Origin of the sequence: Promicromonospora umidemergens (genome assembly GCF_024171995.1) — a bacterium.
Classification (GTDB): domain Bacteria; phylum Actinomycetota; class Actinomycetes; order Actinomycetales; family Cellulomonadaceae; genus Promicromonospora; species Promicromonospora umidemergens.
Window position 1 is genome coordinate 37,970 of record NZ_JAMTCT010000021.1, and the last position, 15,516, is coordinate 53,485.

The 15,516-nt window shown below is 71.2% G+C and carries 20 protein-coding genes and 1 pseudogene; 9 read left to right on the forward strand and 12 right to left on the reverse strand.

Features of this window, described 5'->3' with window-relative positions; all coding sequences use genetic code 11:
• Nucleotides 1–86: 86 nt before the first annotated feature.
• From APR04_RS24360 to APR04_RS24375, 4 genes are all read left to right on the forward strand, one after another.
• Complete coding sequence (locus APR04_RS24360; RefSeq protein ID WP_253875466.1) at nt 87–251, forward strand: hypothetical protein; 165 nt, start codon at nt 87–89, stop codon at nt 249–251.
• Nucleotides 251–973 carry a DsbA family oxidoreductase gene (locus APR04_RS24365; RefSeq protein WP_253875469.1) on the forward strand — a complete coding sequence of 241 codons (723 nt, stop codon included), beginning with the start codon at nt 251–253 and terminating at the stop codon, nt 971–973. Before APR04_RS24360 ends, APR04_RS24365 begins: the two co-directional genes overlap by 1 nt.
• Nucleotides 970–1,548 carry a TetR/AcrR family transcriptional regulator gene (locus APR04_RS24370; RefSeq protein WP_253875472.1) on the forward strand — a complete coding sequence of 193 codons (579 nt, stop codon included), beginning with the start codon at nt 970–972 and terminating at the stop codon, nt 1,546–1,548. Before APR04_RS24365 ends, APR04_RS24370 begins: the two co-directional genes overlap by 4 nt.
• A gap of 131 nt (nt 1,549–1,679) precedes the next feature.
• Nucleotides 1,680–2,381 (forward strand): haloacid dehalogenase type II, encoded by a 702-nt coding sequence (locus APR04_RS24375; RefSeq protein ID WP_253875474.1) that lies wholly within the window; start codon nt 1,680–1,682, stop codon nt 2,379–2,381.
• Here the strand turns inward: APR04_RS24375 and APR04_RS24380 are convergent.
• The 4 genes from APR04_RS24380 to APR04_RS24395 form a co-directional block, all read right to left on the reverse strand.
• The gene (locus APR04_RS24380; protein ID WP_253875477.1) at nt 2,374–3,612 is read right to left on the reverse strand and encodes a Dyp-type peroxidase; all 1,239 of its coding nucleotides are present in this window, start codon (nt 3,610–3,612) and stop codon (nt 2,374–2,376) included. The two genes, APR04_RS24375 and APR04_RS24380, sit on opposite strands and share 8 nt — an antisense overlap.
• Nucleotides 3,612–4,202, reverse strand: coding sequence for a copper chaperone PCu(A)C (locus tag APR04_RS24385; protein ID WP_253875480.1), 591 nt, complete (start codon nt 4,200–4,202; stop codon nt 3,612–3,614). The genes APR04_RS24380 and APR04_RS24385 overlap by 1 nt, the downstream gene beginning before the upstream one ends.
• A gap of 11 nt (nt 4,203–4,213) precedes the next feature.
• Nucleotides 4,214–4,870, reverse strand: a complete 657-nt coding sequence (locus tag APR04_RS24390; RefSeq protein ID WP_253875483.1) for a copper resistance CopC family protein — start codon at nt 4,868–4,870, stop codon at nt 4,214–4,216.
• A gap of 124 nt (nt 4,871–4,994) precedes the next feature.
• The gene (locus APR04_RS24395; RefSeq protein ID WP_253875486.1) at nt 4,995–5,684 is read right to left on the reverse strand and encodes a hypothetical protein; all 690 of its coding nucleotides are present in this window, start codon (nt 5,682–5,684) and stop codon (nt 4,995–4,997) included.
• A gap of 214 nt (nt 5,685–5,898) precedes the next feature.
• On the opposite strand from APR04_RS24395, the gene APR04_RS24400 reads away from it, so the two are divergent.
• Nucleotides 5,899–6,657 carry a CHRD domain-containing protein gene (locus APR04_RS24400; protein ID WP_253875488.1) on the forward strand — a complete coding sequence of 253 codons (759 nt, stop codon included), beginning with the start codon at nt 5,899–5,901 and terminating at the stop codon, nt 6,655–6,657.
• 5 nt (nt 6,658–6,662) lie between these two features.
• On the forward strand, nt 6,663–7,397 hold the full coding sequence (locus APR04_RS24405; RefSeq protein WP_253875490.1) for a class F sortase: 735 nt from the start codon (nt 6,663–6,665) through the stop codon (nt 7,395–7,397).
• Nucleotides 7,398–7,502: 105 nt separating this feature from the next.
• On the opposite strand, the gene APR04_RS24410 is transcribed toward APR04_RS24405, so the two are convergent.
• The 5 genes and pseudogenes from APR04_RS24410 to APR04_RS30730 all read right to left on the reverse strand — a co-directional run.
• The gene (locus APR04_RS24410) at nt 7,503–8,246 is read right to left on the reverse strand and encodes a dienelactone hydrolase family protein (RefSeq protein ID WP_253875493.1); all 744 of its coding nucleotides are present in this window, start codon (nt 8,244–8,246) and stop codon (nt 7,503–7,505) included.
• Nucleotides 8,247–8,454: 208 nt separating this feature from the next.
• Nucleotides 8,455–9,288: a C40 family peptidase gene (locus APR04_RS30725; protein ID WP_301312943.1), complete on the reverse strand. Its 834-nt coding sequence runs from the start codon at nt 9,286–9,288 to the stop codon at nt 8,455–8,457.
• Between the two features lie 109 nt (nt 9,289–9,397).
• Entirely contained in the window at nt 9,398–9,877 is a 480-nt protein-coding gene (locus APR04_RS24420) for a hypothetical protein (RefSeq protein WP_253875495.1), read from the reverse strand.
• Between the two features lie 68 nt (nt 9,878–9,945).
• Complete coding sequence (locus APR04_RS24425; RefSeq protein ID WP_308292394.1) at nt 9,946–10,707, reverse strand: LysR family substrate-binding domain-containing protein; 762 nt, start codon at nt 10,705–10,707, stop codon at nt 9,946–9,948.
• Nucleotides 10,696–10,827, reverse strand: a pseudogene (locus tag APR04_RS30730) (LysR family transcriptional regulator); the annotation flags it as partial. The pseudogene APR04_RS30730 and the gene APR04_RS24425, both read right to left, overlap by 12 nt.
• Nucleotides 10,828–10,898: 71 nt before the next feature.
• Here APR04_RS30730 and APR04_RS24430 point away from each other — a divergent pair.
• Nucleotides 10,899–11,240: a GNAT family N-acetyltransferase gene (locus APR04_RS24430; protein WP_253875500.1), complete on the forward strand. Its 342-nt coding sequence runs from the start codon at nt 10,899–10,901 to the stop codon at nt 11,238–11,240.
• Nucleotides 11,241–11,269: 29 nt separating this feature from the next.
• Nucleotides 11,270–12,502, forward strand: coding sequence for a glutaminase (locus APR04_RS24435; RefSeq protein WP_253875503.1), 1,233 nt, complete (start codon nt 11,270–11,272; stop codon nt 12,500–12,502).
• Nucleotides 12,503–12,645: 143 nt separating this feature from the next.
• On the opposite strand, the gene APR04_RS24440 is transcribed toward APR04_RS24435, so the two are convergent.
• Genes APR04_RS24440 through APR04_RS30735 form a run of 3 tightly spaced genes read right to left on the reverse strand, consistent with a single transcriptional unit; the run spans nt 12,646 to nt 14,344 of the window.
• Complete coding sequence (locus tag APR04_RS24440) at nt 12,646–13,101, reverse strand: HAAS signaling domain-containing protein (RefSeq protein ID WP_253875506.1); 456 nt, start codon at nt 13,099–13,101, stop codon at nt 12,646–12,648.
• Nucleotides 13,101–13,436 (reverse strand): PadR family transcriptional regulator, encoded by a 336-nt coding sequence (locus APR04_RS24445; protein WP_253875509.1) that lies wholly within the window; start codon nt 13,434–13,436, stop codon nt 13,101–13,103. Before APR04_RS24445 ends, APR04_RS24440 begins: the two co-directional genes overlap by 1 nt.
• A gap of 53 nt (nt 13,437–13,489) precedes the next feature.
• Nucleotides 13,490–14,344 (reverse strand): helix-turn-helix domain-containing GNAT family N-acetyltransferase, encoded by an 855-nt coding sequence (locus APR04_RS30735; protein ID WP_301312944.1) that lies wholly within the window; start codon nt 14,342–14,344, stop codon nt 13,490–13,492.
• A gap of 96 nt (nt 14,345–14,440) precedes the next feature.
• On the opposite strand from APR04_RS30735, the gene APR04_RS24460 reads away from it, so the two are divergent.
• Entirely contained in the window at nt 14,441–15,484 is a 1,044-nt protein-coding gene (locus APR04_RS24460) for a flavin-containing monooxygenase (RefSeq protein ID WP_253875512.1), read from the forward strand.
• Nucleotides 15,485–15,516 lie beyond the last annotated feature (32 nt).

Sequence of the window (15,516 nt, forward strand, 5' to 3'; positions counted from 1 at the left end):
CGCGACGAGCACGCCCACCCGAGGTGGCGCACCAGAGCGGACGGGATCTTGACGTCGCGGTCAAGTTCGACCTAGGGTTCTTGACCATGACGTCAAGTAATGCGATCGCAGAGTCGGCCCCGGTGGCCGACGTCCCCGTGGAGAAGGCACCTGAGGCCGTCGACGGCGGCCCGACCACCCCGTCACCGTTCGAGCTGCTGCCCACGGGCGAGTCGTTCGGCGTCTGCGACGTGGACGGAGTGTGCTCCTGATGGCCGGCGAGGCCTTCGGCCAGGCGGCGGACCGGCTGGTGGTCGACGTGTGGAGCGACGTGATGTGCCCGTTCTGCTACATGGGCGACACGCTCCTGGCGCAGGCGCTGGAGAAGTTCCCGCACGCCTCCGGCGTCGAGGTCCGGTACCACAGCTTCCTCCTGATGCCGGAGCTGTCCGACGACGACGCCCCGGTCAGCCCGACCGAGCTGCTGTCGGCCAAGCACGGCCTCCCGCGCGAGCAGGCGCAGGCGATGAACGACCAGGTCGCCGAGCGTGCCCGGCAGATCGGGCTGGACTACCGCCTCGAGCAGGCCCAGGCCGTCGGCACGCGCACCGCGCACCAGCTCAGCCACTTCGCGGCGACGCAGGGCAAGCAGCACGAGCTGGTCCAGCGGCTGTTCCAGGCCTACTTCACCGAAGGGCTCAACGTGGCGGACCACCAGGTCCTTGGCGACCTGGCCGCCGACGTCGGCCTGGACCGCGACGCCGCGCTCGCCGCCCTGACGAGCGGGCAGTTCGCCGACGCCGTCGAGGCGGACATCGAGCAGGCCCGGCAGTACGGCATCCAGGGCGTGCCCTTCTTCGTGTTCGCCGGCAAGTACGCCGTCTCGGGCGCACAGCCGGTCGAGGCGTTCCTGCAGGCCCTCGACACGAGCTGGACCGAGACCGTCGGCTCGCCCGCCGCCGCCGGCACCACATCGGCCGGCGCGGGCCGATGACGGCGGACCCCCCGCGCCTGCGCGCCGACGCGCGGCGCAACGTCGAGGGCATCCGCCTGGCTGCCCTCGACGTGTTCCGCGCGAACGGGCTGAACAGCCCGCTCGACGAGGTCGCGCGCGCGGCGGGCGTCAGCAAGGGCACCATCTATCACCGGTTCGGTGGCCGGCAAGGGCTGATCGACGCGGTGGTCGAGGAGCTGGTCGCCGAACGCATCAAGGGCATCATCACGGCGGTGAGCGCCATCGAGGACCCCGTCGAACGGTTCGAGAGCTACCTGCGGCAGATCTGGCTGCTCCAGTACGACGAGCCCGCCGCCAACGACGTCCTGCTGCGCTCTCTGCCCGGCTCCGAGCCGGTGGCCGCGCTGTGCGAGCACGCGAACGAGGTCGCGGGAAACCTGCTCGGCGACGCCCAGGCGACCGGCGTGATCCGGGACGACGTCACCGCCGAGGACGTCTACCTCCTCATCTGGGAGCGCGGGATCATCGCCCGCTCCTGCGCCCAGCAGCCCCGCGACGGCTACCGCCGGCGCCTCGAGTACACGCTCCGCGGCCTGCGCAGCACTGCCTGCTGACCCGGGTTCAGCAGGCTCGAGGCGGCCGTTATCCGGGGGTATACGGCTCGCTCGCGCCTGCTGAACGAAAGTCAGCCCGGAGCCTGCCGCACCACAGCCCGACCGTCACCGCACTCGTCTACGGTGGAGACATGGAACCTGCGACCACGGGGACGGTCCGGCCGACCGTCGTCTTCGACGTCCTGGGCACGCTGGTCGACCAGACCGGGAGCATGGAGCGGCGCGTGTCCGCACGGACCGGAGCCGACAGCGGCGCGGCGGCGGAGGTCGCCCGCCGCTGGCTGGGGCACGTCGCCGAGCAGGAGCGCGCGATCGTCGAGGGGCGGCGCGCGTTCGAGCCCAGCCATGAGCTGGATCGGGAGGCCTTGAGCCTGCTGGTCAGCGAGCGCCTCCTGTCCGCCGACGACGCCGATCGTCTCGCCGACGCGTCGGAGTGGTTGGAACCCTGGCCGGACACCGTCGCGGGGCTGGAGCTGCTCGCGGCCGACTGCACGGTGCTCGGCCTGTCGAACGCGAGCCGCCGGGTTCTTGCGGGGCTCAGCACCCACGCGGGGCTGCGTTGGCACCAGGTGCTGTCGGCGCAGGACGCTGGTACCTACAAGCCAGGTCCTGAGGTGTACGAGGTGGCGATGGCCAGCACACCAGCCGACTCGGGCGTGCCCTTCATGGTCGCCGCACACGGGTGGGACCTGCGAGCGGCCGCCGCGGCGGGGATGCGGACGGCGTACGTCCCCCGCGCCGACGGCGATCCGCCCGGTCCTGGCGACACGTTCGACCTGCGGGCGACGAACCTCCTGGACCTGCATGCGCAGCTGCTCGACCTGTTCAGGTGAGCAGCGCGTCACCGACGAACCCGCCCTCGGAACATCCCGGCGGGATGGCGAAGACCGCCGAGCCGACCGGAACCGTCCACTCGTTGAGGAGATCGAGCTGGTCCAGGCGCCGCTGGATGGGGACGAACTGGCGCTCCACGTCGGCCTGGAACGACACGAAGATCAGCCCGGACCTGGAGACACCCTCCCCCGTGGGCCGCTCGTCGTAGTTGTAGGCACGCCGGAAGATCCGCTCCGCCTCGTTCTCGCTGCGCGCCCTGCGCAGGTGCGAGAACTCCGGGATCACCGGGAACCCGATCGGTGTCGTGGCCGCGAAGTCGGGTTCGTCGAGCTCGTCCGTGCCGGTCAGGGGCGCGCCGTCGGACAGATACCGGCCCACGGACTGCTCGCGGCCGCCACGGTCGAGCCGGTCCCACTTGTCCAGGTCCATGCCGATGCGACGCACGACTGCGCTCGTGCCACCGGCCAGCCACCCCTCGGCGTTCCAGACGACCCGGTCGAAGTCCGTGGTGCCAGGGCTCGGGTTGGACGTGCCGTCCACCTGACCGAACAGGTTGCGCATGGTGGTGCCCGGCTTGACCGTGCCGTGCGCGCGCCGGAAGCCCTGCTGGCTCCAGCGCACCGACGCGAAGCTGCGGGCGTCCTTGAGCAGCATGCGTGCTGCGTGCGCGACGGTCAGCGGGTCGTCCGCCGCGATCTGGAGCAGCAGGTCGCCGTCGCAGAACTCGGGCAACAGCCGGTCGACCGTGAACGACGGCAACGCCTTCAGCCAGGCCGGTGCCTGACCCTGGGCGCGGGCGACGAACCCGGGCCCGAACCCGAACGTGACGGTCAGCCTGGCCGGGGACAGTGCCAGCTCCGGTTCGGAGTCCGCCAGGGCTGGGACCCCCTGGGTGAGGCGAGCGGCGTCGTCGGTGAGGATGCGCATCATCCGCACCAGGTCGCCGCGGTCGGTCCCGTCGAGCAGGTCGAGCGCGACGAACAGCCCGTTGGCCTGGGCAGCGGTGTCGATGCCCGCCTGGTGCGTGCCGTGGAACGGCACCGTCTCCTGGCCGTTCAGGGGTACGGACGGCTCGCCTGCCGACGAGGTCGTGGAGCTCAGGGCGTGGTCGGTGCCGATGGCGGCCGCCGCGCCGACGCCGGCGACAGCCCCTCCGAGGAGGAGCTGTCGCCGGGTCGGCCCGGACATCCCGTTACGGCCGGACCGCGCGCCCTTGTCGGGCGCGGGCATCAGCCGTCCGTGCCCGTGCTGTCGGAGCCCATGCTGTCGGAGCCCATGTCCATCTCGGGCTCCCCGCCCTCGTAGCTCTCGTTCGCCCCGGAGTAGTCCTTGACGGGTGCCGCGAACTCGTAGGTCGAGTCGTCGGCGAACGTGAGCGTGAAGGTGACCTCCTCGCCTGCCTCCAGCGGGTCGCTGAGGTCCATCAGCATGATGTGGTTGCCACCGGGCTCCAGGCTGAGCGTGTCGCCGGCGGGGATGACGAACCCGCCCTCGATCTCCCGCATGATCATCTCGCCGGACTCGTTCGCCACGGTCTCGTGGAGCTCGAGCATCGACGACGCCTCGGTGGTGGCGGAGACGACGGTGACGTCGTCGGAGCCGGCGTTCGTGAGCGCACCGAACGCCGCGGACATCCCGGAATCGGCGGCCTTGACCCAGCCGTCGGAGAAGGCCACGCTCTGGTCGGGGCCTTCGCCGGGGGCGGCGTCGACCGTTGGGCTCTCGGAGGCGCAGCCCGCCAGGGTCAGCGCCGCCGCGGCAAGCAGCAGGCCGAGCCCGGTCGTGGTCGTGCGGCGAGAGGTGGTCAGCCAAGCAGACATAGGAGTGCCTTTCACTGTTCGTCCGGCTCGTGCGGGTCGGTCCCGCTCGAACCGGCACCGCTCGCGGATCCGCGGCGGCGAAGAAGCTGGACGAGCACGAGCAGCGCCACCGCGACGGCGGCGCCACACGCACCGACGAGGACGGCCCGGAGTGGCCCCTCGTCCTCCTGTGCGGTCTGAGGCTGTGTACTGCTCCGTGTGTCGGCGCCGGTGTCCGGCGTGCTTGCCGCACCGGGTGCCGTGGCATCGCCGACGACGCCGGCAGGACCGGCGTCGGGCGCCCTGTCCTCGGGCTCGCCGTCACCGACGGTGAACGGCACGACCCCCGAGATGGGATGTCCGTCGGACGAGACGACCCGCCAGCGGATCTCGTAGCCGGCGTCCGGCATCCCCTGATCGAGGGCCGCCGTCACCGTCGGCCCGTCGATCATCGGCGGCTCGGACACCCAGTCGGTGCCGTCGGCGTCCGCCACCACGATGGCGGCACCCATGTCCAGGACATCGGCGGAGAACGTCAGCTCCACCGTGGACGGCGCCTCCTGCAGCGCCTGGTCGGGCGCTGGATCGCTGGACAACAGCTTGTCGTGGGCGGACGCGGGAGCTGCTGTCGCGAGCACCGCGACGACAGCCACCGCCAGCCCGGCCAGGAACGGACGGGATCGGGGCATGGCAAACCTCTCCTCCGACGCCAGGAACGGCGTCAGCGCGCACAGGGGACCCGCGGGTCCCGCTCGCCCCGTGGGGCGAGCACGGAACAGCACACCGGCACGTGGCGTGCCGGTGATGCAGAGCTCAGACCGCGTGCGGCGCGGGAGGTCCTCTCCGGGACACGGGGGTGAGCCGCGTGCTCGGGTGCAGCGGGCGGAAGGTCTCGGCGAGCACCCGCGGGAGCCGGGGAGCGACGAAAGGGCGGGCGCCCTCCAGGACGGCCCACCCACGCAGCAGCCAGGCGGCCATCCGCTCGGCGAGCTCGCGCAGGCGCAGCAGCATCAGCTCGCCGCGGTACAGGACGGTGATGGTGACCACCGCCGCCACGGCATGCCAGATCCACATCGTGGCACCGGCGTGCGCCAGGCCGGAAGCGTGCCCGGCCTCCTGGACGACCGGCGTGGTCGCCAGGTGCATCGCCTCGTGCCCAGCGTGGGCCTGCCGGCCGGCCGGCGGCGCGACGGCGTTCGTGGGCGTACCCAGCATGAACAGCACGTGGAAGAACAGCTGGCTCGCCACGACCGAGGCGGACAGCCTGGGCAACGACAGCTGCCGCCCGGCCCAGGCCATGCAGACCGGTAGCGACAGCGCCAACGGGACGACGATCCCCAGCGGGCCGGGCAGCTGCCCACCGGCGGCGAGGTGCGATGCCAGGGCGACGAGCGTCGCCGACACTCCCGCGAGACCACCACGCAGGACACGCGCACGCGTCGCGTGATCGTCGCGGGTGTCCATCCGGCTGCTCTCCAGGTCGTGATCATCCGACGCCGTCATCTCGGGACGAGACGGTGTCGCGGACTCGAGTCGGAAGCAGCCTAGCCCCGCGCGCGACGCCAGAGCCACATCGGATTAAAGCGCCCTGACCAGGCCTAAGGCAGGTTCGTCACATTTTTCTTGTCCTGGACCCATCCGGACCGGCCCACCGCTCCGAACCCCCGATGCCCAACAACAGGCGGCACCTCGTCGCCGGTACACAGGAGGATTCCTCATGCGTAAGACACGACTCGCGGCCATCGCGGCCAGCGTCGCCCTCGTCGGCCTGCCCCTGGCAGCCGGGCCTGCCAGCGCCGACGACCACGGCGGTGAGCTCACCGCCGAGCTCAGCCAGCTCAACGACTCGGGTGCCTCCGGCACCGCGTGGGCCAAGGTCGACGGCACCAACGTCGAGATCAGCCTCGAGACGCAGGGCCTGCTCGACGGTGCACCGCACGCCCAGCACATCCACATCGGTGGGCAGAACGTCTGCCCGGCGAACGACCAGGAGGGCAACGGCTTCGAGGGCGCCCTGCAGGTCAGCGACGCGGCCGACCAGTACGGCGCCGTCGCGGTGTCGCTGACGAAGGAGCCGGGCATGACCGGCGCCGAGCACGGGCTCGACGTCGCGGACTTCCCCGCCGAGGGCAGCTACTCCTACTCGCGGACCATCGAGGTCTCCGAGGAGATGGCGCAGCAGATCGCCGCCGGCGACGGCGTGGTCGTCGTCCACGGTGTCGACCACGACGGCTCCGGCAAGTACGACGGCGACACGAAGTCGGACCTCGACCCGGAGCTTCCGTCCGAGGCGACCGACCCGGCCGCCTGCGGTGAGCTCAACGCCGCTCAGATGAGCATGCCGCACGGTGGCGTCGAGACCGGTGGCGCCAACACGGCGGGCATCGAGTACCCGACCGCGCTCGCCTTCGGCACCCTGGCCCTGGGCCTCGGCGGTCTCGGCCTCTTCGCCGCCCGTCGCCGCGCCACCAACTGACGCACATGGGATTCGGGCAGCACAGCGCACGCCGCCGCCGCCACACAGTGGTGGTGGCGGCGTGCGCCGCCCTGATCGTCGTCGGTGGCGGAGCCGTCACGTGGGCCGCGACCCAGCAGGTGGAGGCACCACCAGCACCCCCAGCGGCGAGCAGCACGACGCAGGAGGAGCCGCCCGCGTCGAGCACGGCTCCGAAGGACGGGGCCACCCAGCCGTCGGCGTCATCGACGCCGGAGCCGGACGCTGAGGGCTCGTCCCCTGCGTCCGCGGTGCAGCCCCTGTCGGCCTCACCGCCCGTGGCGGTACGCATCCCGGGCATCGACGTCGAGTCACCGGTCCACGGGCTCGGCCTCGACGCAGAGGGCAAGCTCCAGGTCCCCACCGGGGAGCGTTACAACGAGGTCGCGTGGTACGACGGGTCGCCGACGCCCGGAGAGGTCGGCCCCGCCGTCCTCGAGGGGCACGTCACCGGGACCGGCTACGCTCCCTCGGTCTTCTTCGAGCTGGGCGACACCCGCAAGGGCGACCTCATCGAGGTCGACCGGGCCGACGGCACCACCGCGACCTTCGAGGTGACCGAGGTCAAGAGCAGTCCGAAGGACGACTTCCCTCGCATCGACGTCTACGGCGCGACCGATGGCCCGGAGCTACGGGTCATCACCTGCGGTGGCACCTTCGACAAGGACGCGGGGCGCCACCTGGACAACGTGATCGTCTTCGCGAAGCTCGTGCAGGACTGACCGGCGAGAACGGCGACGCCGGCTCCGACCGCGGTGCCGGGTGTCATGGCCTGGGGGCCATGGCGCCCGGCATCGCCTGCGCCGGGCCGAGCACCCCGGCGGTGCTCAGCCCTGCTGAGTCAGATGCCGGGCGAAGAACCGGGTAGTGCTGTCCAGCTCGTGGAGCGGCAGCCGGTCCGCGTGCTTGCCCGGGTTGGCGTGCAGGGTCTTCTCCGCCGATCCCAGCGCGTCGAACAGGGCAAGGGACCGGTCGCGCGGGACGCGTTCGTCGTCCCACTGCACGAGGAACTCCACCGGCACGGTGATCCTCCGCGCGAGGTCGGCCGCTGCCCCGAAGGCACCGCCGAGGCCGAGCACGGCTGCCGTCACCCGCGGTTCCGCGGCGACGAACGGCACCCCGAGCCCGCAGCCCAGCGAGACACCCCAGTAGCCCACCGGGCCGGTGCCCACGTGGTCGAGCTCCTGGACGGCGTCGAGGACCGCGCGCCACTCGGGCACGGTCTGACGCGCGGCCAGCTCCTGGAAGCCGGCGATCACGGACGAGGGATCCTCGCCCGCCGCCACGCGCGCCCGGTTCTCGTCGACGACGCGGTCGTACTGCTCGTCGGTCCGGTCGCCGTGGTTGGGCACGTCGACGGCGACGGCGGCGAAGCCGAGCTCGGTGACGAACCGATGGGCCCGGAACACGACACCCGGTGCTTTCTTGTGCTGGCCACCACCGTGCCCCAGCAGGATCAGGGGACGTGGGCCGATCGCGTCCTGCGGCGTCCACAGCACGCCGGGGACGTCACCGAGCTGGAAGATCTGTTCGCGGACGCCGTCGGACGACGTCGGAGAGTTGAAGCGCATAGCGATCGAGCCTTTCGAGAGCCTTCTGCGGGCGCTCCCTAGGCCATGCGAGGGAGGGAGCTCCGACCTGTCTGTGTGTTGATCGGTCTCACCTCCTCGGTACGCGGTGCTGCACGGCGGACCCTGAAACTAGCACGAGACGGCCCACTACGCGGTCGGCCGTCTGGCGTGAGGGGCGGGCGCGGGCCCGCCCCTCACGCCAGAGGCGTCAGCCGACCCGCAGGACGATCGGGTTGGACTGCCAGACCTCGGTGTACCGGACGGACTGGCCCGGGACAGGTGCCTCGATCTGCATGCCGTCACCGGCGTAGATCGAGATGTGGCCGGGCGACCAGATCAGGTCGCCGGCCTGCGCCTCGGACCAGGGCACCTCGGTCCCCGCGTACCGCTGCTCCGAAGAGGTGCGGGGCAGGTCGATCCCGACCTGCGCGAACACGTACGAGGTGAACCCGGAGCAGTCGAATCCCGACGGGGTCGACCCACCCCACAGGTACGGCACACCCAGGTACCGCATCCCGATCGACACGACGGCCGAACCTGCTGCCGAGGCGGGGATGTCCACGGCAGCGGCCTCGGCGGCGGCAGCGGCCTCCGCTGCAGCCTCCGCCTCGGCCTCTGCCTCGGCCTCTGCGGCGAGCTCCGCCTGGTACTCCTCGTTCTCCTCGGCCGAGACGACCGAGACGGCAGCCGTCTCGACCTTCAGCTCGGCGTCGGGCGCGACGGTGACCACGGTGGCCGCTGCTACCGCCTGGCGGGCCTGGTCGGTGAGGGCGTTGAGCTCGCTCGCGTCGAGCACGCCGTTGACAGGGCTGCCGGCCAGCGAGGCACTGACCGACGAGGTTGCCGGCGCTGCGTGGGCCGGTGCGGCGACCAGAGACAGCAGCACGCCGGAACCGGCCGCTGCGACCACCGCCGTGCGGCCCGCGAAGGCGGTGGCCTGCTCGGTGGCGGCCCGGGCGACGCCGGTCAGGACGGGGCGGTGTGCCGCCCGATGACGACCACGGCCGCGCACGGTCGGGGTCGGGTTGAAGCTGGGCTCCATGAAAGCTGGGACCTTTCGGATCGGAGTAGAACCACACGCGCACCTCGGTTCGGGGCGCGCTGAACCGGGTCGACACCCTGATGGGATGGTGTCGACGGGAGGTGGTGGTCTACGTCCGGGAGATCCCCAGGGCGTGCAGTGACGGCGCGTCCGCTACGGCCACGCCCGACGGAACCCGAGGGGCGTCGTGCGTGATGCCGGGGACGAGCCACTGCTGGGCGAGATCCGGGGCTCCGGTGAGGTCAGGGAAGGGCGACAGTGTCCGTTCGTACCGAGCGGTCGCCGTGCGGTCTTCCGAGCAGTGGCTCCCGCCATCACCGTGGTGGCCGCCGTGGTGTCCGGGGTCCGCCCCCGTGACCCGGTCCGGGGTGCCTACAGCGGCTGCGGTCGCCTGCTGCCCGACCGCTGCGTCCACGTGCCCGCCATGGTGGCCGGGCTCGCCCGGCCCGTGGTGTGCGGCGTCCAGATGGATGCCGCACAGGACCTGCAAGCCCAGGACGGCGAGCACGACGAAAATGACCGCCAGGATGCTCGCCGGCTCTCGCCGAGGATCGGCGAGCTGCGAGCGAACGGCACGTGTCAGGGTCATAGCGTGCCCAACAGTAACGGAATGGACACGGTGCTGGGGAACACACCGCCGTGACCCTCTGCGTCCTGCTACATGGTGGGGCTGCGCAGCCATCCATGGCGTTCGGCGCACCGTCGGGCGGTGGCCAGGACGCTCGCGATGGCGGGCGACATGTCGTTCGTCGGCCACAGCACCGAGAGGTCGGCGGCGATCTGCGGATCGACGACGTCGCGAGCGGTGACGCTGGTGCCGGCCATCGCGGCGTGCTCGGCGAACGACGCGGGAGCCAGCCCGACCTCGCGCCCGCCGGAGAGCCGGGCGAGCATGGCGTTCACCGGTGGGTCCTCGAACGCGCAGATCTCGGGTGCGAAGCCCGCCTCGTGGCACGCGGCGACGATGCGGTCGTAGTACGCAGGGGCCAGACGGCGGGGAAAGAGCAGCAGCGTCTCGTCGCGCAGGTCCGCCAGCGGGATCTTCGGCGCCACGGCGAGACGGTGACGCGTGCTCAGGAGTGCGGAGACAGCCTCCCGGCGCAGGATCTCACCGCCTACCCCGTCGAGGGGCTGCGGTGAGAGGGCGAGACCGATATCGAGGTCGCCGGCGCAGAGCCGTTCGGGGATCTCGGCGCTGAAGGTCTCTCGAGCATCGAACATGAGGTCGGGGTGCTCTTCCTGGAGCGCGTCCAGGAGCACGGTGAACGTGCCGAAGTTCGCGACCGGGGTGTAACCCAGTCGGATCGTCGTCGCGATGCCTGACCCCGCAAGCCGGGTGCGCTGCACTGCCTGCTCCAGAGCGGCCAACGCCTTCGGCGCCTCGTGAACCAGTGTCCGGCCCGCTGCGGTGAGCTGCACCCGACGGCTCGAGCGGACGAAGAGCGGCGTCTCCAAGGTCTCCTCGAGCTTGCGGATCTGATGGCTCAGGGACGGCTGGGCGATGTAGAGCCGCATGGCTGCACGGCCGAAGTGAAGTTCTTCGGCAACCGTTCAGCTGTCCCTACCGCGCGAAGTAGCGGTCGCGCGCTTCTGAGCAGAGGATCACAGCCATGAATGATCAGGACCAGCAAGAGATCACCGTGCGCGACAACCCGGACAAGAGCCGCTTCGACGTCCTCGTCGACGGCAGGCCCGCCGGGTTCTCGGTGTACCAGGACTTCGGAGAGGCTCCGACGCAGCAGCGCATCTTCTATCACACCGTGGTGTTCGATGCGTACGAAGGTCGCGGTCTCGCCGGCATCCTGACTCGCACCGCCCTGGACACCAGCATCCAGGCGGGTCGTCGCATCGTGCCCGTCTGCCCGTACGTCACGAGGTGGCTCTCCACGCACCACGACTTCGACGACGCCACCGACGCCGCGGGTCCGGAGCATCTCCGGTCCCTCGGCTGAACCGTGCCTGCGACAGAGGGACCCGCCTCATGAAGACTCCCGTGCCCGACTACCTGGACGAAGTGCTCGACAGCCTGCGCAATGACACCAGCGGCGCCAACGCCGACTACATCCCCGAGCTCGCCGAGGCTGATCCTGAACGCTTCGGCATGGCGCTGACCACGACGCTGGGTCGCACCTACGCCGCCGGCGACGCCGACACGGAGTTCTCCATCCAGTCGATCTCCAAGCCGTTCGCCTATGCGGCCGCCATCATCGACCGCGGACTCGACCACGTCCTGGAGCTCGTCGGGGTCGAGCCGTCCGGCGAGGCCTTCAACGAGCTCTCCCTCGAAGGAGATACCCACCGGCCCAAGAACCCCATGATCAACGCGGGAGCCATCACCACGCACTCGCTCCTGGTCGGCGCCGAGGCGAGCCAGGGCGATCGGGTCGACCGTGCCCTGACGTTCTTCTCCCGCCTCGCGGGCCGGGACCTGCGGGTCGACGAGCGGGTGTGCGCGTCTGAGCTCGGCTCCGCGCACCGCAACCTGGCCATCGCGTACATGCTGCGTACCTACGGCATCATCGACGGGGACGTGCCCTCCGTCGTCGAGGGGTACACGCGCCAGTGCTCGATCCTGGTCAGCGTCCGGGACCTCTCCGTGATGGCCGCGACGCTCGCTACCGGAGGTATTCAGCCCGTCACCGGCGAACGACTGATGGACCCGGGCGTCGCGCGGCACGTCATGGCGGTGATGGCCGCGGCAGGGATGTACGACGCGGCGGGCGACTGGCTCACCCGCGTGGGCATCCCTGCCAAGAGCGGCGTCGCCGGGGGAATCGTCGGGGTGCTCCCCGACCGGGCGGGTGTCGGCACCTTCTCCCCGCGCCTGGACTCGCACGGCAACAGCCGGAGGGGACGTCTCGTCTTCGAGCGACTCTCCCGGGACATGGGCCTGCACCTGTTCGCCTCGGATCAGGGCAGGATCGATGCCGTCGACGTCAGCGAGTCACGAGGCACGCTCACCTTCGCGCTGCGGGGCAGCGTCCAGCTCACCGCCGCCTCGGAGCTCCTGGACCTGATGGCCGACTCGGGCGGCGAGGCCGACGTCGTTCTCGACGTCACCAGGGTGCACTCCTTCACCGACCTGGGCCGTCGCATGTCCCTCGAAGGGCTGCGCCGGCTGCGACTCGACGGGCACAAGGTCGCCGTACGCGACCCGTCGGGCGTGCTGCCGGACCCCGACCTCGGGGACGGCAGCTACCCGGACACCATCTGACCGGCCCTCGTACCGGACCCCGGAAGCACAGGGTGCGCGGTCCCGTCGACGACGTCGGCCGACGCACCTGGAGGTGCGCCGGGCCAGCATGGTGCCGGTCGCTGTGGGCGACTCGGGTCAGGTCGGCAACGTGCTGGTCCGGTCTACCCAAGAAGGTTCACGGCATGCATCACGAGGAGCGCGATGCCACCGAAGGTGATGATGCCGCTGAGCGCGATGGTGAACCACTGCAGGACGCGGTTGCCCACGCCAGAGCGCAGCCGCACGATCGTCCACACGAGGGCGACCGGGGCCAGCGGCCAGAGCACGACGGTGAGCACGGCCAGCACCACGTCCCTGGCCTCGATCGTTCCCGCCGGGGCGGCGGGCGCCGGGGCGGGGGTCACCTCTGCGGCGATGGTCTCCACGGGGCCCAGCTCGTCGAGCACGCGGCGCGCCGACTCGTTGTCGGTGCCGTGCCGTGCGAGCGACTCGGCGGCGTGCTCGCGCACCGCCGCCACGGTCTCGGCACGTTCGCGCGGGTCGGCGGAAGCCAGGGCGCGGTCCAGGTCGGCGAGGTAGGCATCGACCAGGGGCGGGAAGGCGGGCGTTGCGGTCATCAGGACTCCAGGGTCGTGCGGACGTCTGTCGTGAAACGGGACCAGGTGGCGGTGAAGGTCTCCAGCGCCACCTGGCCCTCGTCGGTGATCTCGTAGTACCGGCGCGGGGGGCCTGCCGCGGAGGGGACCTGGGTCGTGGTGACCCAGGCCTGCTGACGCAGACGCGACAGCAGGGGGTAGAGCGTGCCCTCGCTGGTCAGCAGGGAGCTGTTGGTGCCGAGACGTTCGACGAGCTCGAGCCCATAGGCGGGCGCCGAGCGCAGGCAAGCCAGGACGCAGTACTCCACGACCCCCTTGCGGACCTGCGTCAGGACCATGTCCGATGTCGGTATCATGCGTCACACGATAGCAGGTCCCTTGCGAAACAAGGTAGCGAACCTCGTGGTGCTCAGTTCACGGTGCTGCGCCGTTCCATGAAGACGGTGTCACGCCAGACACCGTCGCGCTGGGCGATGCGTTCGCGGATGCCGAGCGTGCGGAACCCGGCGGCGTGGTGCAGGCCGACACTGGCGCGGTTCTCGGTGAAGATCGAGGTCTGCAGGGTCCAGAGCCCGCTCACGTCGGCGGCCGTGACCTGCTGACGGATCAACGCCTTGCCGATACCGCGGCCCCGGTACCCGTCGGCGACATAGACCGAGGTCTCGGCGACGCCGGAGTAGACCTCGCGCGCTGACGTCGGGGTCGCCGCAGCCCAGCCGACGACCTCCCCGTCGATCTCGGCGACCCAGCGATGATCCGGCAGCCACTTCGCGTCCAGCGAGGCGCGGCTGGGCACGGCGGTCTCGAAGGTCGCCAGGCCCGTGGCGATGCCTTCGCCGTAGATGCGGCGCACCGCGGCCCAGTCCTCGTCACGCAGCGCCCGCACGCCCACATCGGTGGCGACGTCGTCAGGGCAGCACGGTCGCGGTGCGAGCAGGCCCATCACGGCGTCGGCAGCATGCGGCAGCTCGGCGCAGCAGGCCGGGTTGATCGTCACCAGCGTCGCCGTGCCTTCCTTCTGCACGTGGACGAACCCGACACCGACCAGCTTGCGCACGTGGTGGGAGCAGGTGGACTGGCTGATGCCGAGGATCTCGGTGAGCGCGCCGACGGTCATCCCGTGCGGCGCGGCGGCCACGGCGTGCAGCAGCCGCACCCGGGTCGGCTCGGCCAGGCAGGCGAACCAGGCCGCGTAGGTGGCGGCCTCGGCGTCAGGCAGAACCTGGACCGGGGCCCGGTCCTGGCCGGTCGCGATCGTCGTCATGGGTAGAGCATCGACCAGGATCGATGGTTGCGTCAATCGGCTGCGGTCGATAAGGTCCGGCGAGATTGATCGACGCAGATCGATAGAGAGGTAGTCATGAGTGACGCAATCGTCATCGGTGGCGGGCAGGCCGGCCTGGCCGCCACCCACGCCCTCCTCGCCCGTGGCCTGAACCCTGTCCTGCTCGAAGCAGGCGAGGAACCGGTGGGTTCATGGCCGCGCTACTACGACAGCCTCCACCTGTTCTCCCCCGCCCGGTACAGCACCCTGCCCGGCCTCGCCTTTCCCGGCGACCCCGACCGCTACCCGCACCGCGACGAGGTCGTGGACTACCTGCGCGCGTTCGCCGAGTCCCTCGACGCGGACATCCGCACCGGCCACCGCGTCACGGACGTCACCAACGACGGCGAGGTCTTCACCGTGCAGGCGCCCGGCGAACAGCCGCTGTCCGCGCCGATCGTGATCGCCGCGACCGGCGCTTTCAGCTCGCCCCACCGGCCCGAGCTCCCTGGCCTGGAACACTTCAGCGGCCGCGTGCTGCACTCGAGCGATTACCACGACCCAGCGCCGCTCGCCGGGCAACGGGTCGTGGTGGTCGGGGCGGCGAACTCCGCGATCCAGATCGCGGTCGACCTCGCCCCGCACGCCCGGACCACCCTCGCTACCCGGGCACCGATCCGCTACACGGCCCAGAGGCCTCTGGGCAGGGACGCGCACTTCTGGTCGGTCATCAGCGGTCTCGACGCCCTCCCGATCGGACCGTGGCTGCGCACGCCCCCGAGCCTGCCGGTGCTGGACACCGGCACGTACCAGGCCGCGATCGACGCCGGCCGGCCCGACCAGCGGCGCATGTTCACCGCGATCGAGGGCAGCACCGTCACCTGGTCCGACGGCAGCGCCGACGAGGTGGACACCATCGTGCTGGCCACCGGCTTCCGCCCCGGCCTGCCCTACCTGGCCGGCCTCGGCGCGTCGGACCGAGCCGGCGCACCACGGCAGCGTCGTGGACTGTCGACCACGCATCCAGGTCTGGGCTACGTCGGCCTGGAGTGGCAGCGCAGCTTCTCCTCGGCGACGATCCGTGGCGTGGGCCGCGATGCCGCGTACGTGGCCCGCCGGCTGGCGAGGGCTCGAGGGTGATACCGGTAGCCGCGTGCGGCGAGCGCTCGCCG

Coding starts and splice junctions, on each gene's coding strand:
- APR04_RS30735 (WP_301312944.1), bottom strand. CDS start 14,344: ATGACGACGATCGCGACCGGCCAGGACCGGGCCCCGGTCCAGGTTCTG.
- APR04_RS24430 (WP_253875500.1), top strand. CDS start 10,899: ATGAATGATCAGGACCAGCAAGAGATCACCGTGCGCGACAACCCGGAC.
- APR04_RS24365 (WP_253875469.1), top strand. CDS start 251: ATGGCCGGCGAGGCCTTCGGCCAGGCGGCGGACCGGCTGGTGGTCGAC.
- APR04_RS24375 (WP_253875474.1), top strand. CDS start 1,680: ATGGAACCTGCGACCACGGGGACGGTCCGGCCGACCGTCGTCTTCGAC.
- APR04_RS24420 (WP_253875495.1), bottom strand. CDS start 9,877: ATGACCCTGACACGTGCCGTTCGCTCGCAGCTCGCCGATCCTCGGCGA.
- APR04_RS24410 (WP_253875493.1), bottom strand. CDS start 8,246: ATGCGCTTCAACTCTCCGACGTCGTCCGACGGCGTCCGCGAACAGATC.
- APR04_RS24405 (WP_253875490.1), top strand. CDS start 6,663: ATGGGATTCGGGCAGCACAGCGCACGCCGCCGCCGCCACACAGTGGTG.
- APR04_RS24435 (WP_253875503.1), top strand. CDS start 11,270: ATGAAGACTCCCGTGCCCGACTACCTGGACGAAGTGCTCGACAGCCTG.
- APR04_RS24380 (WP_253875477.1), bottom strand. CDS start 3,612: ATGCCCGCGCCCGACAAGGGCGCGCGGTCCGGCCGTAACGGGATGTCC.
- APR04_RS24360 (WP_253875466.1), top strand. CDS start 87: ATGACGTCAAGTAATGCGATCGCAGAGTCGGCCCCGGTGGCCGACGTC.
- APR04_RS24390 (WP_253875483.1), bottom strand. CDS start 4,870: ATGCCCCGATCCCGTCCGTTCCTGGCCGGGCTGGCGGTGGCTGTCGTC.
- APR04_RS24385 (WP_253875480.1), bottom strand. CDS start 4,202: ATGTCTGCTTGGCTGACCACCTCTCGCCGCACGACCACGACCGGGCTC.
- APR04_RS24370 (WP_253875472.1), top strand. CDS start 970: ATGACGGCGGACCCCCCGCGCCTGCGCGCCGACGCGCGGCGCAACGTC.
- APR04_RS24395 (WP_253875486.1), bottom strand. CDS start 5,684: ATGACGGCGTCGGATGATCACGACCTGGAGAGCAGCCGGATGGACACC.
- APR04_RS24400 (WP_253875488.1), top strand. CDS start 5,899: ATGCGTAAGACACGACTCGCGGCCATCGCGGCCAGCGTCGCCCTCGTC.
- APR04_RS24445 (WP_253875509.1), bottom strand. CDS start 13,436: ATGATACCGACATCGGACATGGTCCTGACGCAGGTCCGCAAGGGGGTC.
- APR04_RS24460 (WP_253875512.1), top strand. CDS start 14,441: ATGAGTGACGCAATCGTCATCGGTGGCGGGCAGGCCGGCCTGGCCGCC.
- APR04_RS30725 (WP_301312943.1), bottom strand. CDS start 9,288: ATGGAGCCCAGCTTCAACCCGACCCCGACCGTGCGCGGCCGTGGTCGT.
- APR04_RS24440 (WP_253875506.1), bottom strand. CDS start 13,101: ATGACCGCAACGCCCGCCTTCCCGCCCCTGGTCGATGCCTACCTCGCC.